The following is a 19,964-nucleotide window of genomic DNA, read 5'->3' as shown; positions in this document are numbered from 1 at the left end:
CCCCATGACCAGCACCACGACGTCCCCGCTGCTGAGCGTCCAGGGGCTGCACGTCGACTTCCCCGGCAGACGCGGGACGCCCGCCGCCCGGGCCGTGGACGGGGTCGACCTCGACATCCGGCGGGGTGAGATCGTCGCGCTGGTCGGCGAGTCGGGCTGCGGCAAGACGACGCTCGCCCGTTCCCTGCTGGGCCTGGTCAGGCCGACCGGGGGACGCGTGACCTTCGACGGCGTCCCCCTCGCGTACTCCGCCCGGGCCCTGAAGGCGTACCGCAGGCGGGCCCAGCTGGTCCTCCAGGACCCGAGCGGCTCGCTGAACCCGCGGCACACGGTGTACGACATCGTCGCGGAGGGACTGCGCATCCACGGCCACGCGGGAGACGAGCGGACGGCGGTCGCCGAGGCGCTGTCGCGTGCCGGGCTCCGGCCACCGGAACGCTTCTTCCTGCGCTACCCGCACGAGCTGTCCGGCGGTCAGCGCCAGCGGGTCGTCATCGCGGGCGCGCTGGTCCTGCAACCCGAGCTGCTCGTCGCCGACGAACCGGTGGCCTCCCTCGACGCGTCGGTGCGCGGCGAGATCCTCGCGCTGCTGCTGCGGCTGCGTACCGAGCTGGGCCTGTCCGCGCTGGTGGTGACCCACGACCTGGGGCTGGCCTGGAACATCGCCGACCGGGTCGCGGTGATGTACCTCGGCAGGATCGTCGAGACGGGCGCGGTGGAGCAGGTGCTGACGGCGCCCCGGCATCCTTACACCCAGGCTCTGCTGTCCGTGCTTCCGGAGGCGCCCGGCGCCCCGGTCGTGCTCAGCGGCGAGCCCCCCGACCCGGCGTACGTCCCCGACGGCTGCCGCTTCCACGTCCGCTGCCCGGTCCTGGCGGGTGGCGAGGCCGAACGGTCCGGCGTCGCGGACGCCTGCAGGAACCGGGACCCGGAGATCCTGCGCGGCGGCGACGAGTCCCAGGTCGCCTGCCACTGGGCCCGGGCGGAGCAGCCGGTGCCCGGGCGGCCGGGCTGACAGAGGAAGAAAACCGGCCCCGGGCCGGGCAGGGGCATCGCCCCGGCGCCGTCAGGCTCCGGGGGCGTCCCCCGCGGTGATCTCGCGGCACCTGTCGACGTCCTCGGCCATCTGCACGAGCAGCGCGTCCAGCGTCTCGAATCTCGCCTGCCCGCGGACGAAGGCCGCGAAGTCGACGGCGACGTGCAGGCCGTACAGGTCGAGGTCCACGCGGTCGATGGCGTACGCCTCGACCGTGCGCTCGGTGCCCTCGAACTGCGGGTTGGTGCCGACGGAGATCGCGGCCGGCATCGTCTCGCCCTGGGCGTGCAGCCAGCCGGCGTAGACACCGTCGGCCGGGATCGCGGTGTGCGGAAGGGTCTCGACGTTGGCCGTCGGGAAGCCCATCTCACGGCCGCGCTGGGCGCCGCGCACGACCACGCCCTCCACGCGGTGCGGGCGGCCCAGGATCTCGGCGGCGCCCGCCACGTCGCCCTCGGCGACCAGACGGCGGGTCAGGGTGGAGGAGAACGGCTCGCCGCCGCCCGCCTCACCGGTGACGTGCAGGTCGACGACCTCGACCTCGAAGTCGTAGACCTTGCCCTGCTCGACGAGGAAGTCCACGTTCCCGGCGGCCTTGTGGCCGAAGCGGAAGTTGGGGCCCTCGACGACCGCCCTGGCGCGCAGCCTGTCGACCAGGACCTTGACCACGAATTCGGCAGCGGAGAGCTTCGAGAACTCCTTGGTGAAGGGGAGGATGAGCACCGCGTCCACGCCCAGGTCCGCCATCAGTTCGGCCCGGCGGTGGTGCGGGGCGAGCAGCGGCGGGTGGCTGCCGGGGCGGACGACCTCGCTGGGATGCGGGTCGAAGGTGACGACGACGACGGGAACGCCCAGCTCGCGAGCGCGGTCCACGGCGTGCTTGATGATCAGCTGGTGCCCGCGGTGGACGCCGTCGTAGGAGCCGATGGTGACGACGCTGCGTCCCCAGTCCTCGGGGATGTCCTCCAAGCCACGCCAGCGCTGCACTGTGTCTGCTCCTTGGTGGTTGCCGTGGTTTCGACGGTTACGTGGTGACCCTTACGCAGGTCTAAGGGTGCCATGCCGTCCGGCTCCCGCCCGCATCGGCATCGACGCTGTGACCCGGTGCACGCCGTGCGGGCCGGGTCCGGGTCAGGCGGGGACGCGGACGCCCGCCAGTTGCTCGATCGTGCGGCGGGTGCTGGGGCCCACCAGCGCGGCCCAGTCCCGCGGGGCGTCGGTGAGCCAGCCGGTCAGGCGGGTGGCGAACCCCGGGAGGTGGCGGGCCAGGTCGACGAGGCCGCGGTCGAAACGGGTGGCGCCGTCGGGGGTGCGGACGAGGAGCAGGCCGGTGCGGTGGACGAGGGCCCGCAGCTGCTCGCCCTCGCACCGGGCGGCCGCGTGCAGCAGCGCGTCCAGGACGGCGGGTTCGTGCTCGTGGGCCAGGAGGTGTTCGCGCAGTTCGCGACGGAGCGGGGCGCTCCCGGTGTCCCCGTCGGCGGCGAGGACTCCGGCGAGCGCGGCCCGCACCGGTTCGGGACCGTCGTCCAGGAGGCACGTGGCCAGGGGCAGGAGTACGGCGCGGGGCGCGGGGTCCAGGTCGAGGCGCCGGTCGACGTACGCGGCCAGGTGCCCGGCGGTCTCGGGGCGCTCCGCCACGGTCCGCGCGACGAGGGCGGCCACCCGGTGGGCCAGCGCGGGCGTGGTGGCGTCGGCGAGCCTGCGCAGCGCCTCACCGGCGTCCGGCCCGCGCAGCCGGGACCGGAAGGCTTCGAGGACGGGCTCGGGGTGGGTCGGCAGGGCGGCGGCCACCGCGCTCGGCGGGAGGTACGGGTCGCAGGCGGCGAAGTGGTCGAGCGCCCTCGGGAGGTGGCGGTCGCGGCTGCCGGGGTCCTGTACGAGCAGGGCGAGCGCACCGCCGCGCAGAGGGCTGTCGGCAGGGCCGGCGAGCAGCACCAGGGCGGCGTGGCGGAGCAGGGTGCGATCGGTGCCGGTACGGGCGTGCGGTGCCGCGCGCAGGCCATGGGTGACCGCCGCCGTCTGCCGCGCCGGGCGCTCGTCGCGCGCCCACCGCTCCACCGCCCGGCAGAGCGCCGACGGCTCCTCCTCGGCCAGCACGGCGAGCAGCTCGTCGGCGCGTCGGTGCGCGCTGTCGACGAGTACCTCGGTGAGGCCGTCCAGGCCGCGGTGGCGGTGGGTGTGCAGCAGTGCCTGCGCGGCCGTCGCCACGGTGGCGTGCGGGGTGGCGGGCAGCGGCCGCTCGTCGTCGAACCAGCGCACGAGGAGCGGTTGTACGGCGGCCGGGTCGGCGGTGAGGAGTGCGGCGACGAGGTCGAGGTGGCGGGGGCCGGGCTCGTGCGGGGGGCCGTCGGCGAGGACGAGGCGGCGCAGCAGGTCCAGGCGGACGGCCCCCGGCAGCCGCAGGGCCGTCCAGAAGGCGGCACCGAATCCCCCTGTCGTGGGCTGCCCTTCGCCCCGCCGTTCGGCGATGCCGTCGGCGAGCAGCCGCAGCACCTCCGTGTACGGCGCCGCGTCGGGCACGCGGGTCAGTACCTCCGCGAGCAGCCGGGCGGCCCACCAGGAGTGCGGATCGGCGTCGAGGACACCCACCAACTCCTCCAGAGTCATGGCCAGTTGCGGGATGCCCCGCTGTCGCGCCAGGAGCAGCAGGGCCTCGACGACGGGGCCGCTGCGGTGGTGCGGCACCGGGAGGGTGTGCGTGCCCCTCGGAGTGTCCCGACGGTGGACCAGGGCGCGCAGGGCCTCGTCCAGGTCGAGGTGCGTGCCCTGGATCCAGTCGGCGAGCTCCTCGTGCGCGAAGCGGTACCCGTCGCCCGCGGGCACGAGGAGGCCCTCGGCGAGCACGGCCGGCGCCCAGCCGGTGCCGCCGCCCAGCCGCGCCGGGGCGGGTCCCCAGGGGAACAGCGTCTCGAAGGACTCCCGGTCCAGCCCGCCCTGCCCGGGGCCGAGACTGCGCCTGGCCGCCTCGTGGACCTGCCCGCAGACCTTCGCCGCGAGGCGCCGTACGGCGGTGCCGTGCAGGCCGTTCTCCCCGGCCAGGCGGGTGGCGACGCGCAGGCACATCAGGTCCAGGTACGCCGTGAAGACCGTGTCCCGGTCGACGGGCACCGGAGGGGGGCCGCCGGGGAGGGCGGCGAGCACCTCCGAGAGCAGCCGGAGCGTGAGGGGGTGGCGGGCGTCCGGGTCCGCCAGGGCGCCGTCCGGCACGCGGAGCCGTGCGCGCGCCTCCCGGGCCTCGGCGTCTGTCAGGTCGCCGAGCCGGACACAGGGCGGGAGGCCGGTGCCGGTCGCCGGGGGGCGTGACCCGACGGAATCCGGGGTGGACGCGGTGGCTGCCGCGCCGTACGACGATCCTCGGGAGTCCGCGGTGTGCGGTGACGGTCCTGCGGGTGCCGGTGATGGTGCCGGAAGCCCCGCACCGGTACCCACGGGCACCAGCCCGGCGGCGTCCGTCCCCTCCGCGGGGGCCGCCGTCCCGTACTCGGTCCCCGCGCAGGCCGGGGACTGCGACCACCCTCCCCGGGGTGCCGCACGCCCCATCCCATCCGCTCCCGGCACGCGTCCGTCGGAACCCGGGTCGAGCGCGGCGGCCCCCGTCCCGCACGCGAGCCCTGCGGCGGATCTCCACGGTTCTGCGGCGGCCTGCCCGTGCGGAGGCAGCCCCGCGTCAACCGGCGTCCGCGACCACGGCTCCACGCCAACCTGACCGTACGCAGACAGCCCCGCGTCAGCCCGCGTCCGCGCCCACGGCTCCACGAGAGCCTGCCTCGGCGGCCGCGCCGCGGCGCCGGGCGCCCCGGACGGCGGCACGGCACCGGCCGACTCGGGCGCCGCCCCGGGCGGCGCCCCCGTGGCGTCCGGCGCCGGACAGGTCTCCCCCGCCGGGGTGAACAACGCCTCCCCGGCTCCCCGCCCCGGCCGCGCCCGCCCCGCGACCGCCCGGGAGGGACGCTCCCCGGGCGCCGTCCGGTACAGCAGCTCCCGCGGGAACTCCGCCCCCGCGTACTCCCAGTACTCCGCCCGGCAGGCCACCACGAGCCGTGCCCCCGTCTCCCGCAGCCAGGTCGCCGTGCCCTCGCTCCACTCGGGGAGGCGGTGGGCCAGGACGGGGGGCATCTCCTCGGGGCCGTCGAGAAGGAGCAGGAGGGGGCGTCCCGCGGTGCGGGCGAGGTGGGCCAGGCGTTCCGGGGTGACGTCGCCGAGGCCGCCGGGGCGGGAGCGGTCCGAGGCGGTCACGATGCGGGCGGCCCGGGCCAGCGACCGGCGGACCGCGTCCGCCAGCGACTTGTCGTCGTCGTGCAGATCGGCCCCGCGCAGCCACAGCGTGGGCGCCGGCCGGGTGTCTCGGGAGCGCCGGGCGGCGAGGGCGGCCAGCTCGGTCGTACGGCCGGTGCCCGGCGCGCCGACCAGCCCCAGCACGCGGGAGCGGCTCGCGGCGAAGGCGGCGAACGCGCGGGTCACCGCGACCCGTTCGACCGGCTCCCCACGACCGGGGCCGCCGCCCGGCCCGACACCGGATCCGCCCCCCGCCCCGCCGATCGGTCCGCCACCCGACCCGCCACCCTGCTCTCCGTCCGGCCCGGCGGCGGGGCCCGCGCCCGTCCCCAGGTCCCCGCCCGCGCCTTCGCCCCTGTCACTCGCCGACGCCCCCGGCGGACCGTCCTGCCCCACCGATGTCCCCGTGAGGGCGAGCACGCCGGCCAGGTTGAGGTCGGCGCCGTAAACCGGGACCGTCGCCGCGTTCTCGGCGAGGAGGTCGGCGAGCGGGCCCGTGGCCGCGCGGCGCACCGGCACGGCGAAGCCGACGTCGCTGTGGCCGGAGCTGAGGGCCGTGCCGAGGACGCCGAGGACGGCGCCGGTCTCCCCGTCGAGCACGGGCCCGCCGGCCGCGCCGCCGCCCAGCCGCAGGGCGTCCCGCCCCGACGTGCCGACGGCCAGCTCCAGGGCGTCGCCGAGGAGGTGGAAACGGTCGGTGGCCGTGTAGGTGACGCCGGTGGCGCCCAGGACCCGGGCCTCGCGCCAGCCGCCGGCGGCGATGCGGACGTAGGTCCCCGCCTCCACACGGTCCCGCGTGGTGAGGGGCAGCGGGTCGACGCCGAGGCCCTCGGTGTGTACGAGGGCCAGGCCGAGGGCGGGCAGGGGGGTCACGTCGGCGGCGGCCACGACGCGGCGGCGGTCCCCGGCGGTGCGCAGGACCAGCCGGGACAGGCCGTCGACCGCTTCGTGGCTGGTGAGCACCGTGCCGTGGTGGTCGGCGACGAACCCCGTGCCGCGGGGGCGGCCGGCGAGGTCGTGGACGCGGATCAGAGCGTCGTCGGGCGCGAGTCCCGCCGGACCGGGTTCACGGGCGGCCCGCGGTCCGCCGCACGCTGCCCGGGAGCCGTCCCCGGGCGGCTGTCCTGCCCTGCCGCCCGTCGCCTCCCGGGACCGGTTCCGCGACGCCATCGTCGAACCTCCCGCCGTACACCCGTGCTGTGTGTTCGACGGTAGGCGCGTGATGATCAGCGGGACAGATCCCGCGGCGAACGCGCCCCCTTCCACTCCCCCGGTTCACTCCGAGCGCCTGCCCGGACGGGTGAACAGAAGGGGTGGGTTGGATACACCCTAGGAGGTGGGGGAACCGAGGGGGGACCGTGGAGCGGCGACAGTGGAGTTCCCCGTGGTCGCCGCTCCACGGGCGGATCGTGACGGCGTGCCGGCTCAGCCGAAGACGGCCAGGCTCTTCGCCTTGCCCCTGTGCTCCTCCACCAGCGCGAGGAGGCGCCCCTCGGGATCGAAGACGGCGACGGCACCGGCGTCCGTGTACTCCTCGGGCATCTCCAGCCGTACGCCGTTGGTGAGCAGCCGGGCGCGCCTGACGTCCACGTCCCAGCGGGGGAAGGCGGCGCCGGCCGCGTCCGCGACGGGCAGGACGGTGAGCTCCCGCTGGAGCTGGTCCAGGGTCCGGGCGCCGTCCAGCTTGTACGGGCCCACGCGGGTGCGGCGCAGCGCCGTGAGGTGCCCGCCGACGCCGAGGTCTGCGCCCAGGTCACGGGCCAGTGCCCGGATGTAGGTGCCGGAGGAGCAGGTCACCGAGACCACCAGGTCGAGGACCGGGGTGCCGTCGTCGGCGACGGTGTCCCGGACGTCGTACACCGCGAAGGAGGAGACCGTGACGGGGCGGGCGGGGATCTCGAACTCCTCGCCCTCGCGCGCCCGCTTGTAGGAGCGCACGCCCTTGATCTTGATGGCGCTGACCTTGGAGGGCACCTGCATGATGTCGCCGCTCAGCTTGGCGATGCCGGCGTCGATCGCGTCCCGGGTGACCTTCGAGGCGTCCCGCGACCCCGTGATCTCGCCCTCGGCGTCGTCGGTCGGCGTCGTCTGCCCGAGCCTGATGGTGCCCAGGTACTCCTTCTCGGTGAGGGCGAGGTGCCCGAGGAGCTTGGTCGCCCGCTCCACGCCGAGGACCAGGACGCCCGTCGCCATCGGGTCGAGCGTGCCGGCGTGCCCGACGCGCCGGGTGCGGGCGATGCCCCGCATCTTGGCGACGACGTCGTGCGAAGTGAAGCCCGACGGCTTGTCGACGATGACAAGGCCGTCGGGCGTGGTGCGCTTCTCGGTCATTTAGCGGTGTCGTCCGTCTCGTCGGCCTCGTCGGCCTCGTCCTCGTTCTCGTCCGGCTTGCGGTACGGGTCCGCCTCACCCGCGTACGCGGCGCCCGCGGACGCCTCGCGCACCTTCTCGTCGGACTGCCGCGCCTTGTCGAGGAGGTCCTCGATGTTGCGGGCGGTGTCCGGGAGGGCGTCCATGACGAAGGTCAGGGTCGGCGTGAACTTCACACCCGCCGCCTTGCCGACCTCCGAGCGCAGGATGCCCTTGGCGCTCTCCAGGCCGGCGGAGGCGGCCTGCCGCTCCTCGTCGTCCCCGTAGACCGTGTAGAAGACGGTCGCCTCCCGCAGGTCACCCGTGACCCGGGTGTCCGTGATGGTGACGTGCGAGCCGAGCCGCGGGTCCTTGATCCCGCGCTGCAGCTTCTGGGCCACCACCTCTCGGATGAGGTCCGCCAGCCTTTTCGCCCGCGCGTTGTCGGCCACTGGTCCGTCTCCCGTTCTTTCTTCTCTCGCGTGAACTGCGTCGTGCTCTGCGTGAACTGCGTGCTCTGGTCAGTCGTCGCCGCCGTGGAAGCGCCGCCTGACGGACAGCAGCTCCACCTCGGGGCGGCCGGCCACCAGCCGCTCGCACCGGTCGAGCACGTCGCTGAGGTGGCCCGCGTCACCGGACACCATGGCCAGCCCGACGACCGCCCGGCGGTGGAGGTTCATGTGCTCCACCTCCGCCGCGCTCACCGCGTACTTCCGCTGGAGTTCGGCGACGATCGGGCGGACGACGGAGCGCTTCTCCTTCAGCGAATGTACGTCGCCGAGGAGGAGGTCGAAGGACAGCGTCCCCACATACATGTGCAACCGGTTCACCCGCCGGTCCGGGATCGATGGCCCCGCGGTCCACGGGCGGGGGCATCTGAACCGTACAACGAACGGCCGGGGCCGATCGACGGATATTGTGCTCCGCCGACCGGCCCCGGACCGGGCAATCCCGGAAGACGCGGTGATTACACCCGCGGCTTCTCGCGCATCTCGTACGTCGCGATGACGTCGTCGACCTTGATGTCGTTGAAGTTCCCGAGGTTGATACCGCCCTCGAAGCCTTCGCGGATCTCGGTGACGTCGTCCTTGAAGCGACGCAGGCCCACGATGTTGAGGCTCTCCGCGATGACCTTGCCATCGCGCAGCAGACGCGCCTTGGTGTTGCGCTTGACCTCGCCGGAGCGGATGAGGACACCCGCGATGTTGCCCAGCTTGGACGAGCGGAAGACCTCGCGGATCTCCGCCGTACCCAGCTCGACCTCTTCGTACTCCGGCTTGAGCATGCCCTTGAGGGCCGCCTCGATCTCCTCGATCGCCTGGTAGATGACCGAGTAGTACCGGACGTCCACACCCTCGCGCTCGGCCATCTGCGCGGCACGCCCCGCGGCGCGCACGTTGAAGCCGATCACGATGGCGTCGGAGCCCATCGCCAGGTCGATGTCGGACTCCGTGACCGCACCGACGCCGCGGTGCAGCACCCGGATGTCGACCTCTTCGCCGACGTCCAGCTGGAGCAGGGAGGACTCCAGAGCCTCGACCGATCCGGACGCGTCGCCCTTGATGATCAGGTTCAGCTGCTGGACCTCGCCGGCCTTGAGCACCTTGTCCAGGTCCTCGAGCGACACACGGCGCGTGCGCTTGGCGAACGCGGCGTTCCGCTCGCGGGCGGCGCGCTTCTCCGCGATCTGGCGGGCCGTGCGGTCCTCCTCGACCACGATGAAGTTGTCACCGGCACCCGGGACGTTGGTCAGGCCCAGGACCTGGACCGGCGTCGACGGACCGGCCTCGGCGACGTTGTTGCCGTTGTCGTCGAGCATGGCGCGGACACGGCCGTAGGCGTCGCCCACCACCATCGTGTCGCCGACCCGCAGGGTGCCTCGCTGCACGAGGACCGTCGCCACGGCACCGCGGCCGCGGTCGAGACGGGACTCGATCGAGATGCCCTGCGCGTCCTGGTCGGGGTTGGCCCGCAGGTCGAGCGAGGCGTCGGCGGTGAGGATCACGGCCTCCAGCAGGGAGTCGATGTGCAGACCCTGCTTGGCGGAGATGTCGACGAACATGGTGTCGCCGCCGAACTCCTCGGCCACCAGACCGTACTCGGTCAGCTGACCGCGCACCTTGGTCGGGTCGGCACCCTCGACGTCGATCTTGTTGACCGCGACGACGATCGGGACCTCGGCCGCCTTGGCGTGGTTGAGCGCCTCGACCGTCTGCGGCATGACGCCGTCGTTGGCCGCGACGACCAGGATCGCGATGTCGGTCGACCGGGCACCACGGGCACGCATGGCGGTGAACGCCTCGTGACCGGGGGTGTCGATGAAGGTGATCTTGCGATCCTCTTCGTTGACCTCGGTCGCGACCTGGTAGGCACCGATGTGCTGGGTGATGCCGCCGGCCTCGCCCGCGATGACGTTCGTCTTGCGGATGGCGTCGAGCAGTCGGGTCTTGCCGTGGTCGACGTGGCCCATGACGGTCACGACCGGCGGACGGACGACCAGGTCCTCCTCGGAGCCCTCGTCCTCGCCGAACTCCAGGTCGAAGGACTCGAGCAGCTCGCGGTCCTCCTCCTCCGGGCTGACGATCTGAACCGTGTAGTTCATCTCGCCGGCGAGGAGGTGGAGCGTCTCGTCGGAGACGGACTGGGTCGCGGTGACCATCTCGCCGAGGTTCATCATGACCGCGACGAGCGACGCCGGGTTGGCGTTGATCTTCTCCGCGAAGTCGGTGAGCGACGCACCGCGCGACAGGCGAATGGCTTCGCCGTTGCCGCGAGGCAGCATCACGCCGCCGACCGACGGGGCCTGCATGGCCTCGTACTCCTGGCGCCTCTGCCGCTTCGACTTGCGACCGCGACGCGCGGGACCACCGGGACGACCGAAGGCGCCCTGCGTGCCACCACGGCCACCCGGACCACCGGGACGACCGCCGAAGCCGGGACGGCCGCCGCCACCGAAGCCGCCGCCACCGCCGGGACGACCGGCGAAACCGCCGCCGCCACCGGGACGACCGCCGCCGCCACCGCCGGGACGACCGGCGAAGCCGCCGCCGCCACCGGGACGACCGCCGCCGCCGGGACGACCGGCACCGCCGGGACCACGACCGCCGCCACCGGGGCCGGGACGCGGACCGGCAGCGGGACGCTGCGGCATCATGCCGGGGTTCGGACGCGGGCCGCCGCCGGGACGGGGACCGGCGCCGCCGCCCTGTGGACGCGGCATCGAGCCCGGGTTCGGACGGTTGCCGCCCGGAGCCTGGGGGCGGGGACCGCCGCCCTGGCCGCCGGGACCCTGCGGACGGGGAGCGCCGCCGGGAGCACCGGGGCCGCCCGGACGCGGGCCGCCCTGCGGGCGGGGCGCCTGCGGACGCGCCATGCCGGCGTTGCCGCCGGAGGTGAAGGGGTTGTTGCCCGGACGCGGACCGCCGGGGCGGCCTCCGGGACGCTGCGCCGGGGCGCCGGGACGCTGGCCGCCGGCACGGCCCTGGCCGCCCTGCTGGCCACGGTCCTGACCCGGACCGGACGGACGACCGCCGCCGGGCTTGGGGGCACCGGGACGCGCACCGCCGGGCTTCGGACCGGACGGAGCCGGAGCCGAGGCGGGGGGAGCGGCCGAAGCGGCAGGAGCGGCAGGAGCCGCCGGAGCCGCCGGAGCCGCCGGCGGAGCGGTGAACTCCGGCGCGGCCGGGGCCGGACGCGGCGCGGGCCTCGGGCCCGGCGTCGGGCGCTGCCCCTGGGGCTGGCTCTGCGACTGGCCCTGGGACGGCGCAGGCTCGGGAGCCGGCGCGGCCTCGGGCTGCTGGGCAGCCGCGGGCTTGGGTGCGGTCGGCGGCCGCGGGGCGGCCGGACGGGCCGTCTGCGCCGGGGACGGCGCGGCGGGCCTGGGGGCAGCCTTCTTCGGGGCCGCGGGGCGACCGGCGGACCGGCCGTTTCCGCCACCCTGCTGGAAGGCGTCTGTCAACTTGCGTACTACGGGCGCTTCGATCGTCGAAGACGCCGAACGGACGAACTCACCGAGTTCCTGGAGCTTGGCCATGACGACCTTGCTCTCGACACCGAACTCCTTGGCGAGTTCGTAGACCCGGACCTTAGCCACTTCGCTCCTCTGAGGTCCGGGTTGCGTCCGGACCGTCGCTAGTTCATGGGCGTACTCATCGCGTACTCATCGAGTGCTCATCGCAATCTCGACCTGCTTTCGACTCGCGAGGTACCAGGCCGCACGGGGTTCCGCGCGGCATGTCTTCCTTACCACGTTGCCTACATGCTGCTTTCAGCAACCTTGTGCCCGCTCGACGTAGTGGCGCAACGCCTTTACGTCGAGCTGTCCCGGGACGCGGAGCGCCCGTGGGAACGCCTTGCGGCGCACTGCCTGGTCGACACAGACCGGTGCGGGGTGTACGTACGCACCCCGGCCGGGCAGCGTACCGCGTGGATCAGGGGTGCAGTGACCCTCGACCGCCACAGTGCGCAACAGCTCGCTTTTGACCGCTCGCTCCCGGCACCCCACACAGGTGCGCTCAGGGCAGGCTCGGGTGCGTGTCCGGCCAGACACCGTTTAGTCTACCTCCCCGGACCGACCTCACCCCTTCGGGGCAAGAATCGAACACGTACCGCACGCAAAGCTGTCGTGATCTCAGCGCCGTGCGGCTTGGATCTATTCCCCGCGGCCGCCGGACGACCGCTCCGACGGCCGCTCCGAGGACCGGGGGGCAGGGTGGTCGGACGGGTGCTCGGTGTCCGGCCGGATGTCGATCCGCCAGCCGGTCAGCCGGGCGGCGAGCCGGGCGTTCTGGCCTTCCTTGCCGATGGCCAGCGACAGCTGGTAGTCCGGCACGATCACCCGCGCGGAGCGGGCCGCCAGGTCCACGACCTCCACCTTGGAGACACGGGCCGGGGAAAGCGCGTTCGCCACCATCTCGGCCGGGTCGTCCGACCAGTCGACGATGTCGATCTTCTCGCCGTTCAGCTCGCCCATGACGTTGCGGACCCGGCCGCCCATGGGGCCGATGCAGGCGCCCTTGGCGTTCAGACCCGAGCGGGTGGAGCGCACGGCGATCTTGGTGCGGTGGCCGGCCTCGCGGGCGATGGCGGAGATCTCGACGGACCCGTCGGCGATCTCCGGCACCTCCAGGGCGAACAGCTTCTTCACCAGGTTGGGGTGGGTGCGGGACAGCGTCACGGACGGGCCGCGCACGCCCTTGGCCACGCGGACGACGTAGGACCGCAGCCGCATGCCGTGCGGGTAGGTCTCGCCCGGCACCTGCTCCTGCACCGGCAGGATGGCCTCCAGCTTGCCGATGTCGACCAGCACGTTCTTCGGGTCGCGGCCCTGCTGGACCACGCCGGTGACGATGTCGCCCTCACGGCCGGCGTACTCGCCGAGCGTCGCGTCGTCCTCGGCGTCGCGCAGCCGCTGCAGGATGACCTGCTTGGCGGTGGTGGCGGCGATGCGGCCGAAGTCGGACGGGGTGTCGTCGAACTCTCGGGCCGCCTGGCCCTCCTCGAGGTCGTCGGGGTCCTCCTTCGCCCACACGGTCACGTGACCGGTGTCCCGGCTGAGCTCCACGCGCGCGTGCCGGCGGCTTCCCTCGGTGCGGTGATAGGCGATGAGGAGGGCCGACTCGATCGCTCCGACCAGCAGGTCGAAGGAGATCTCCTTCTCCCGCACCAAGCCCCGCAGGGCGCTCATGTCGATGTCCACGGCTACGCCTCCTCCTCTTCCGTCGTGTTGCTGTTCTTGGTGTCCTTGCGGTTGAACTCGACCTGGACGCGTGCCCTGTCGATGTCGCCGAAGGAGATTCTGCGGGTGGCGGCCTTGCGGCCCTTGACCCCGGGGACTTCGAGGTCGAGTCCGTCCTCGTCCACGCCGAGGATGCGGGCGACCAGTTCGCCGGCCTCGTGCAGCTGGAACCGCACCAGGCGGTCGGTGGCGCGCACGTAGTGGCGGTGTTCGGTGAGGGCGCGCTCCGCGCCCGGGGTGCCGACCTCGAGGGTGTACTCCCCCTCGCCCATCGCGTCGCTCTCGTCCAGCTTCGCCGAGAGCGCGCGGCTCACATCGGCGATCCGGTCCAGGTCCGCGCCGGTGTCGGAGTCGACGACCACGCGCAGCACACGCCTGCGGCCGACCGAGTCCACCGCGAGTTCCTCGAGGTCCAGTCCCTGGGAGGCGACGAGCGGCTCGAGCAGCTCTCGCAGCCTCTCGCTCTGGGTGGTGCTCATCCGGGTGACTCCTCGGCCGCGTGTGCTGTTGTGGGATGGGGCGCGTGTCTGGTGAAAGGGTATCCGGTCGCAGGGGGTGTTGCCGTCCACCCGGGTCGGCGGTGCCGATGAGTGGTGCCCGGCCGGGGCACGGGTACCGTGATCACGGGCAGGCACCACCGCGGGTTCCCGCCGCGTCGCCCGTCGCTCTGCCGCCGCTTGCCGCCGCTCTGCCGTCGGTTCCGTACGAGCCTTCGAGGACGTCTGCCGTGTCGTTTTCCGCATCTCCGCGCCCGTCCCGGGGCCCGCGCAGAAGGAGCCTGCTCGCGTCGGCCGCCGGGGCCGCCCTGCTCGCCGGCTGTACCGGGGGCCCGGGCTCCGGCCCGGGGGCCGACCCGTCGGCCGACGACCGGGCACGCGCGCGTGCGGCCCGGGACAGCGAGGACCTGGCCGAGCGGTACACGGCGGTGATCACCGCGCATCCCGCGCTTGCGGAGCGGCTGCGGCCGCTGCGGGAGGAGGTCGTACGGCACGCGGAGGCGTTCGGCGCCGTGCGGGCGGCATCGCCGAAGGCGTCGCCGTCGGCCTCCGCGCGGGCCGCCGGACCGGCGGACGACTCCGGTGCCGTGCCGGCGGACGCCAGGGACGCCCTGGCCCTGCTCGCCGGCGCCGAGCGGAAGCTGGCTGACCGGCGGGCCGCGGCGCTGCTCCAGGTGCCGGGTGAGTCGGCGCGGCTGCTGGCGTCGGTGGCGGCGGCCGGGGCGGCGCACGTGTTTCTGCTGACGAAGGGTGACAGGTGAGCAAGGCGGAGGACCGGCGGCTGGGCGCCCTCCAGGCGGCGCTGGCGGCGGAGCACGCGGCCGTGTACGGCTACGGGGTCGTCGGCGGGCGGATCGGCGAGGAACGGCGCACCGAGGCTCGAACGGCGTACGACGCGCACCGGGCTCGACGGGACTCTCTGGCGCGCGAGGTGCGCGACCTCGGAGGGGAACCGGTCGCCGCGGCGGCGGGGTACGCGCTCCCCTTCCCGGTGCCGGACTCGGCGGCGGCGGTCCGGCTGGCGGCCGAGCTGGAGGACCGGGTGGCGGGGGTCTGCTCGGACCTGGTGCGGGCGGCCGGGGGCGACGGGCGGGCCGCCGCGGCCGGGGCGCTCCGCGAGGCGGCGGTCCGCGCGGTGCGCTGGCGGGGAGGGAGCGTAGCCTTCCCTGGGCTCGCCGAGCGGGCCGGTACGCCGTCCGGGCGGGGTCCCGCTCCGGAGGCCTCGGAGCCGGCGACGGCGACACCGACTGCGTAACGCGTACGGTTTTCCGTACGGGAAGGGAACGGCTCGCGCATGGTCTTCGAACCGCCGCGGCGTCTGATCAGGGCCCGCGGCGAGACGGCACCGGACGGTGACGACTGGCTGGCGAAGCTGCCCGAAGCGGCGGAGCGGGCCGTGGCGGCGCGCGAGTTGACCGTGGAGCGGGTGCAGGTGCCCGGCGGGCGCAGCAGCCTGGTGGTCCTGGTGCGGACGGCCGAGGGGACACCCGCGGTGCTGAAGCTGGCCCCGCGCCGCGCCCGTCCGGAGAGCGAGCGGACCGCGCTGGCCCACTGGGGCGGGCGGGGCGCCGTACAGCTGCGGGGAGAGTCGGCCGACGAAGGTGTGCTGCTCCTTGAGCGGCTGCATCCTGACGTGTCGGTGCGGTCGCTGCCGGAGGCGAAGGCGTTGCTGGAGGCCGCGGGTACGCTGCGGCGGCTGTGGGTGGAGCCGCCCGCCTCCCACCCCTTCGAGACCGTGGCCGAACGGACCGGGCGGCAGGCCGAGGCCATGCGGGCGGGAGCGGCGGCCGACTCCGAGGTGGCGCCGCTGGTCGACGCCGCGCTCGCGGTCCGCGCGGAGCTGTTGGCCGCCCCCGGGGAGCAGCGGCTTCTGCACGGCACGTTCCGGCAGAGCAAGGTGCTCGCCGGAGACCGGATGCCGTGGCTGGCGGTGGGACCCGACCCGGTGGTCGGCGAGAGCGCCTTCGATCTGGCGCGGCTGGTGCGGGACCGGGTGGAGGACCTCATCGCCCAGCCCTCGGGCGCCGCTACGACCCGGCGGCGGATCAAGCGGCTGGCGGAGTCGCTGGAGGTCGACCAGGAGCGGCTGCGCGGCTGGACGCTGTTCCGGGCGGTCGAGTCGGGGGTGCGGGCCCGCCGGGTGGGGCGGGAGCAGGACGCGGAGCTGCTGCTGGAGTTCGCGGGCTGGCTGTGAGCCTGGCGGGGGCGGGGCTGTGCCTGCGCCGCCTCCGGCGGTGGCGCGGGTGCTGTGGCGCCGCCCCGGCGGTAGCAGGGGCACTGCGGCACCGCCCCCGGCGGTAGCACGACGGGGTGCTATGTCTGCGGCGCCTGTGTCGGGTGCGGTGGGGGTGTGCGGTGGGGGCCCGCGGTCCCTCCGGGCGACGACGGTGCGGGTTCGACGACAGGACCTGGCGAGCAGTCGTGCCTCCGCGTGCGTCAACGGCCTGGGAGAACCCCGGAGCGGAACGGGTGGGCGCGGCGGCACCCGGCCGTGCCGGGCTGCTGCGCCCGCCCCCTCGGCCCCGGGCAGTGAGGCGGGCGCCCCGGACGGTCAGCCGGTGAGGCGGGCGCCCCAGGCGGTCAGCCGGTGAGGCGGGCGATGGCCTCCTCGACCGGGAGTTCCTCGCGTTCGCCGGTGCGGCGGTCCTTCAGTTCGACGACGCCCTCGGCGGAGCGGCGGCCGGCGACCAGGATCCGGGGGACGCCGATGAGTTCCGCGTCGGTGAACTTCACACCGGGCGAGACTCCGGCGCGGTCGTCCACCAGGACCCGGACGCCTGCGGCGGCCAGCTTCTCGGAGACCTCGACGGCCAGCTCGGTCTGCAGGGCCTTGCCCGCGGCGACGACGTGGACGTCGGCCGGGGCGACCTCCTTGGACCAGACGAGGCCCTTGTCGTCGGCGTGCTGCTCGGCGAGGGCGGCCACCGCGCGGGAGACCCCGATGCCGTAGGAGCCCATCGTCACGCGGGCCGGCTTGCCGTTCTGGCCGAGGACGTCGAGCTTGAGGGCGTCGGCGTACTTGCGGCCCAGCTGGAAGATGTGGCCGATCTCGATGGCGCGGTCCAGCTTGAGGCCGGTGCCGCACTTGGGGCAGGGGTCGCCCTCCCTGACGACCACCACGTCGACGTACGCGTCGACCTCGAAGTCACGGCCCGCCACGACGTTCCTGGCGTGCGTGTGCTCCTTGTTGGCGCCCGTGATCCACGCGGTGCCCGGCGCCACCCGCGGGTCGGCGATGTACTGGACCTTGTCGCCCAGGCCCTGGGGGCCGACGTAGCCGCGGACCAGGTCGGGGCGGCCGACGAAGTCCTCGGCGGTGACCAGCTCGACGGCGGCCGGGGCGAAGTGTGCCTCGACCTTGTCGAGGTCGACCTCGCGGTCGCCGGGGACGCCCACGGCGACGATCTCGCCGTCGACCTTGACGAGCAGGTTCTTCAGCGTGGCGGAGGCCGGGACGCCGAGGGAGGCGGCGAGGGTCTCGATGGTGGGAGTGTCGGGGGTCGGGATGTCCTCGGCGGCGGGTGTGTCCGTCGCGTCCACCGGCGTGAGCGCGTAGGTGATCGCCTCCGTGTTGGCGGCGAAGTCGCAGTTCGGGCAGTCCGCGAAGGTGTCCTCGCCGGCCTCGGCGGGGGCGAGGAACTCCTCGGACTTGGAGCCGCCCATGGCGCCGGCGGTGGCCGCGCAGATGCGGTAGTCGAGGCCGAGGCGCTCGAAGATGCGCTGGTAGGCGGCGCGGTGCAGGGCGTAGGACTCGGCGAGGCCCTCGTCGGCGACGTCGAAGGAGTAGGAGTCCTTCATCAGGAACTCGCGGCCGCGCAGGATGCCGGCTCGGGGGCGGGCCTCGTCGCGGTACTTGTTCTGGATCTGGTAGAGGATGACCGGCAGGTCCTTGTAGGAGGACGCCTGGTCCTTCACCAGCAGGGTGAAGATCTCCTCGTGGGTGGGGCCGAGGAGGTAGTCGCCGCCCTTGCGGTCCTGGAGGCGGAACAGCTCGGGGCCGTACTCGTCCCAGCGGCCGGTGGCCTCGTACGGCTCGCGCGGCAGCAGGGCGGGGAGCTGGACCTCCTGGGCGCCGATGGCGTCCATCTCCTCGCGGACGATGCGCTCGACGTTGCCGAGGACCTTCTTGCCGAGCGGCAGCCAGCTCCACAGGCCGGCGGCGGTGCGGCGCACGTAGCCGGCGCGGACCAGCAGCTTGTGGCTGAGGACCTCGGCGTCCGCCGGGTCGTCGCGCAGCGTCTTCGCCATCAACTTCGACATGCGCTGGACCGGTGCGTTGGCCATGGTTCTCGTGTCTCCTGCTGCGTAAGGGTGGTGCTAGGAGGTTAGCCGGGTGGTCCGGTGCGGTGGAAATCGGTTATCGACCGGCCGTGGGCCTGCGCAGGGGGAGGCGGGCGCCCATCACGGCGTACGGCTTGGGGGCGCTCGGGAAGTGGACCTGGCGGGCGAGGTCCTGGTAGCCGAGGGAGCGGTAGAGGCCGCGGGCGGGGCTGTCGGTGTCGATCGCGGAGAGGATCGAGCGGGGCTGGGTGGCGCTGTCGGTGATCGTGGTGATCAGGGCGCGGCCCGCGCCGCGGTTCTGGTGGGCCGGGTGGACGTGGAGTTCCGTGATGACGAAGGAGTCGTCGAGCCAGGCGTCGGTGCCCGCGGCGCGGAGGCAGGGCTCGACGACGGTGGACCACCAGTGGGCGCGGTCGTTGGGCATGCCGTAGACGAAGCCGACGAGACGGCCCCGGTCGGTCGCGCCGAGGGCTCTGGCGCCCGGGTGGGTCATGTGGCGCAGGACGATCTGACGGCGGACGGCCACCTCGTCGGGGCCGAGGCCGAACGCGGCGGCTTGGACGGCCAGGGCCTCGTCCACGTGCGCGGAGAGGTCCAGTGGGCCGATCACGAGGTCCATGCCGGGGAGCCTACAGGGGGGTTGTCGGTCGCGGGCCGGGGCCACCGCGCTGCCGCGCGCTTCAGAACAGCACGCTCATGAACGCGCCGACCTCCCGGAAACCGACCCTCAGGTACGTCCGTCGCGCCGCCGTGTTGAAGTCGTTGACGTACAGGCTCGCCACCGGGGCGACCTCCGCGAGGGCGTAGCGCAGGACCGCCGCCATGCCCGGCACCGCCAGGCCCTTGCCGCGGTACTCGGGGGCCACCCATACCCCCTGGATCTGGAGGGCGCGGTCCGTGGCGGCGCCGATCTCGGCCTTGAAGACGACCTTGCCGTCGGCGTCGAAGCGGGCGAAGGCGCGGCCGGAGCCGACGAGTTCGGCGACCCGGGCCTGGTAGAGCAGGCCGCCGTCGCCTGCCATCGGGGAGATCCCGACCTCCTCGGTGAACATCGCCACGCAGGCCGGCATGACCCGCTCCATCTCGTCCTTGCGGACGCGGCGGACGTAGGGGTCCGGGGTGATGTCGTCGGGCGTGCGGTCGGTGACCATGAGGGGCTGGCGGGTGCGGACCTCGCGGGCCGGACCCCAGCCGGGTTCGAGCAGGCGCCACAGCTGGGCGGTCTGGTCGGCGGGGCCGACGATCGAGGAGCAGCGGCGGCCGGCCCGCCGGGCGCGGTCGGCGAAGGCGCGGACGGCGCGGGGGGTGGCGCCGATGGGGACGAGGTTGGCGCCCGCGTAGCACAGGGACGTCAGCATGCCGTGCTCGTACCAGCCCCACATCTCGCCGCCGAGCCGCCACGGGTCGAGTCCGGCGATCTGCACCCGGGCGGCGACGAAGGCGTTCGCGACCGGGTCGCGGTCGAGGATGGCGAGCGCGGCGTCCAGGTCGCTCGGTTCGAGCACGCGGGAGGTGGTCTGCGTCAACACGTGCGGGGGCCTCACCCTGAGATCTGCTGGTCTCCGCACTGTACCTGCCGCAAATATGCCGCGCCGCCCCCAGGGCGACGCGGCAGCGGCGGGCGAATCAGCCCGCGACGGAGACGGAGGGTTCGCCGGAGGTCACGCCGTCCTTCTCCATCTGCTCGGCGATCTTCATGGCCTCCTCGATGAGGGTCTCCACGATCTTCGACTCGGGGACGGTCTTGATGACCTCGCCCTTGACGAAGATCTGGCCCTTGCCGTTGCCG

16 protein-coding genes and 1 pseudogene are annotated in these 19,964 nt (G+C 74.1%); 4 read left to right on the top strand and 13 right to left on the bottom strand.

The features are described 5' to 3' along the window. Positions 1-4: 4 nt before the first annotated feature. Positions 5-1,015 (top strand): ABC transporter ATP-binding protein, encoded by a 1,011-nt coding sequence (locus tag ACGFYH_RS33100; RefSeq protein ID WP_393806861.1) that lies wholly within the window; start codon positions 5-7, stop codon positions 1,013-1,015. A gap of 51 nt (positions 1,016-1,066) precedes the next feature. Here ACGFYH_RS33100 and ACGFYH_RS33095 read toward each other — a convergent pair whose 3' ends face one another. From ACGFYH_RS33095 to rimP, 9 genes are all read right to left on the bottom strand, one after another. Continuing rightward, positions 1,067-2,023: a bifunctional riboflavin kinase/FAD synthetase gene (locus ACGFYH_RS33095; RefSeq protein ID WP_393806860.1), complete on the bottom strand. Its 957-nt coding sequence runs from the start codon at positions 2,021-2,023 to the stop codon at positions 1,067-1,069. A 144-nt stretch (positions 2,024-2,167) separates the two neighbouring features. Further along, a complete protein-coding gene (locus ACGFYH_RS33090; protein WP_393806859.1) occupies positions 2,168-6,481 on the bottom strand; it encodes a hypothetical protein in 4,314 nt (1,437 codons plus the stop codon). Positions 6,482-6,736: 255 nt separating this feature from the next. After that, entirely contained in the window at positions 6,737-7,642 is a 906-nt protein-coding gene (truB, locus tag ACGFYH_RS33085) for a tRNA pseudouridine(55) synthase TruB (RefSeq protein ID WP_393806858.1), read from the bottom strand. Next, positions 7,639-8,112 carry a 30S ribosome-binding factor RbfA gene (gene rbfA / locus ACGFYH_RS33080; protein WP_393806857.1) on the bottom strand — a complete coding sequence of 158 codons (474 nt, stop codon included), beginning with the start codon at positions 8,110-8,112 and terminating at the stop codon, positions 7,639-7,641. The genes truB and rbfA overlap by 4 nt, the downstream gene beginning before the upstream one ends. A gap of 69 nt (positions 8,113-8,181) precedes the next feature. Further along, a complete protein-coding gene (locus ACGFYH_RS33075; protein ID WP_197925641.1) occupies positions 8,182-8,475 on the bottom strand; it encodes a DUF503 domain-containing protein in 294 nt (97 codons plus the stop codon). A 152-nt stretch (positions 8,476-8,627) separates the two neighbouring features. After that, on the bottom strand, positions 8,628-11,753 hold the full coding sequence (gene infB / locus ACGFYH_RS33070; RefSeq protein WP_393806856.1) for a translation initiation factor IF-2: 3,126 nt from the start codon (positions 11,751-11,753) through the stop codon (positions 8,628-8,630). A gap of 174 nt (positions 11,754-11,927) precedes the next feature. Beyond that, the gene (locus ACGFYH_RS33065) at positions 11,928-12,209 is read right to left on the bottom strand and encodes a YlxR family RNase P modulator (protein WP_393806855.1); all 282 of its coding nucleotides are present in this window, start codon (positions 12,207-12,209) and stop codon (positions 11,928-11,930) included. Positions 12,210-12,311: 102 nt separating this feature from the next. Continuing rightward, positions 12,312-13,358 carry a transcription termination factor NusA gene (gene nusA, locus ACGFYH_RS33060; protein ID WP_393806854.1) on the bottom strand — a complete coding sequence of 349 codons (1,047 nt, stop codon included), beginning with the start codon at positions 13,356-13,358 and terminating at the stop codon, positions 12,312-12,314. Between the two features lie 2 nt (positions 13,359-13,360). Beyond that, positions 13,361-13,876: a ribosome maturation factor RimP gene (gene rimP, locus ACGFYH_RS33055; RefSeq protein WP_393806853.1), complete on the bottom strand. Its 516-nt coding sequence runs from the start codon at positions 13,874-13,876 to the stop codon at positions 13,361-13,363. A 248-nt stretch (positions 13,877-14,124) separates the two neighbouring features. On the opposite strand from rimP, the gene ACGFYH_RS33050 reads away from it, so the two are divergent. The 3 genes from ACGFYH_RS33050 to ACGFYH_RS33040 are packed head-to-tail and all read left to right on the top strand — an operon-like array spanning position 14,125 to position 16,088. Further along, positions 14,125-14,655 carry a hypothetical protein gene (locus ACGFYH_RS33050; RefSeq protein WP_393806852.1) on the top strand — a complete coding sequence of 177 codons (531 nt, stop codon included), beginning with the start codon at positions 14,125-14,127 and terminating at the stop codon, positions 14,653-14,655. Then, positions 14,652-15,149 carry a ferritin-like domain-containing protein gene (locus ACGFYH_RS33045; RefSeq protein ID WP_393806851.1) on the top strand — a complete coding sequence of 166 codons (498 nt, stop codon included), beginning with the start codon at positions 14,652-14,654 and terminating at the stop codon, positions 15,147-15,149. Before ACGFYH_RS33050 ends, ACGFYH_RS33045 begins: the two co-directional genes overlap by 4 nt. A gap of 39 nt (positions 15,150-15,188) precedes the next feature. After that, entirely contained in the window at positions 15,189-16,088 is a 900-nt protein-coding gene (locus tag ACGFYH_RS33040) for an aminoglycoside phosphotransferase family protein (RefSeq protein ID WP_393806850.1), read from the top strand. Positions 16,089-16,474: 386 nt separating this feature from the next. Here ACGFYH_RS33040 and ACGFYH_RS33035 read toward each other — a convergent pair whose 3' ends face one another. From ACGFYH_RS33035 to ACGFYH_RS33020, 4 genes and pseudogenes are all read right to left on the bottom strand, one after another. Then, a complete protein-coding gene (locus tag ACGFYH_RS33035) occupies positions 16,475-18,178 on the bottom strand; it encodes a proline--tRNA ligase (RefSeq protein WP_393806849.1) in 1,704 nt (567 codons plus the stop codon). 73 nt (positions 18,179-18,251) lie between these two features. Beyond that, a complete protein-coding gene (locus tag ACGFYH_RS33030) occupies positions 18,252-18,794 on the bottom strand; it encodes a GNAT family N-acetyltransferase (RefSeq protein WP_393806848.1) in 543 nt (180 codons plus the stop codon). 61 nt (positions 18,795-18,855) lie between these two features. Further along, positions 18,856-19,704 (bottom strand): GNAT family N-acetyltransferase, encoded by an 849-nt coding sequence (locus tag ACGFYH_RS33025; RefSeq protein WP_393806847.1) that lies wholly within the window; start codon positions 19,702-19,704, stop codon positions 18,856-18,858. Positions 19,705-19,801: 97 nt separating this feature from the next. Next, positions 19,802-19,964 (bottom strand): annotated as a pseudogene (locus tag ACGFYH_RS33020) (4-hydroxy-3-methylbut-2-en-1-yl diphosphate synthase); the annotation flags it as partial.

Origin of the sequence: Streptomyces sp. NPDC048392 (assembly GCF_043200575.1) — a bacterium.
Lineage (GTDB): Bacteria > Actinomycetota > Actinomycetes > Streptomycetales > Streptomycetaceae > Streptomyces.
The sequence above is the reverse complement of the archived record's forward strand: the minus strand, read 5'-3'. Positions and strand labels throughout refer to the sequence as shown.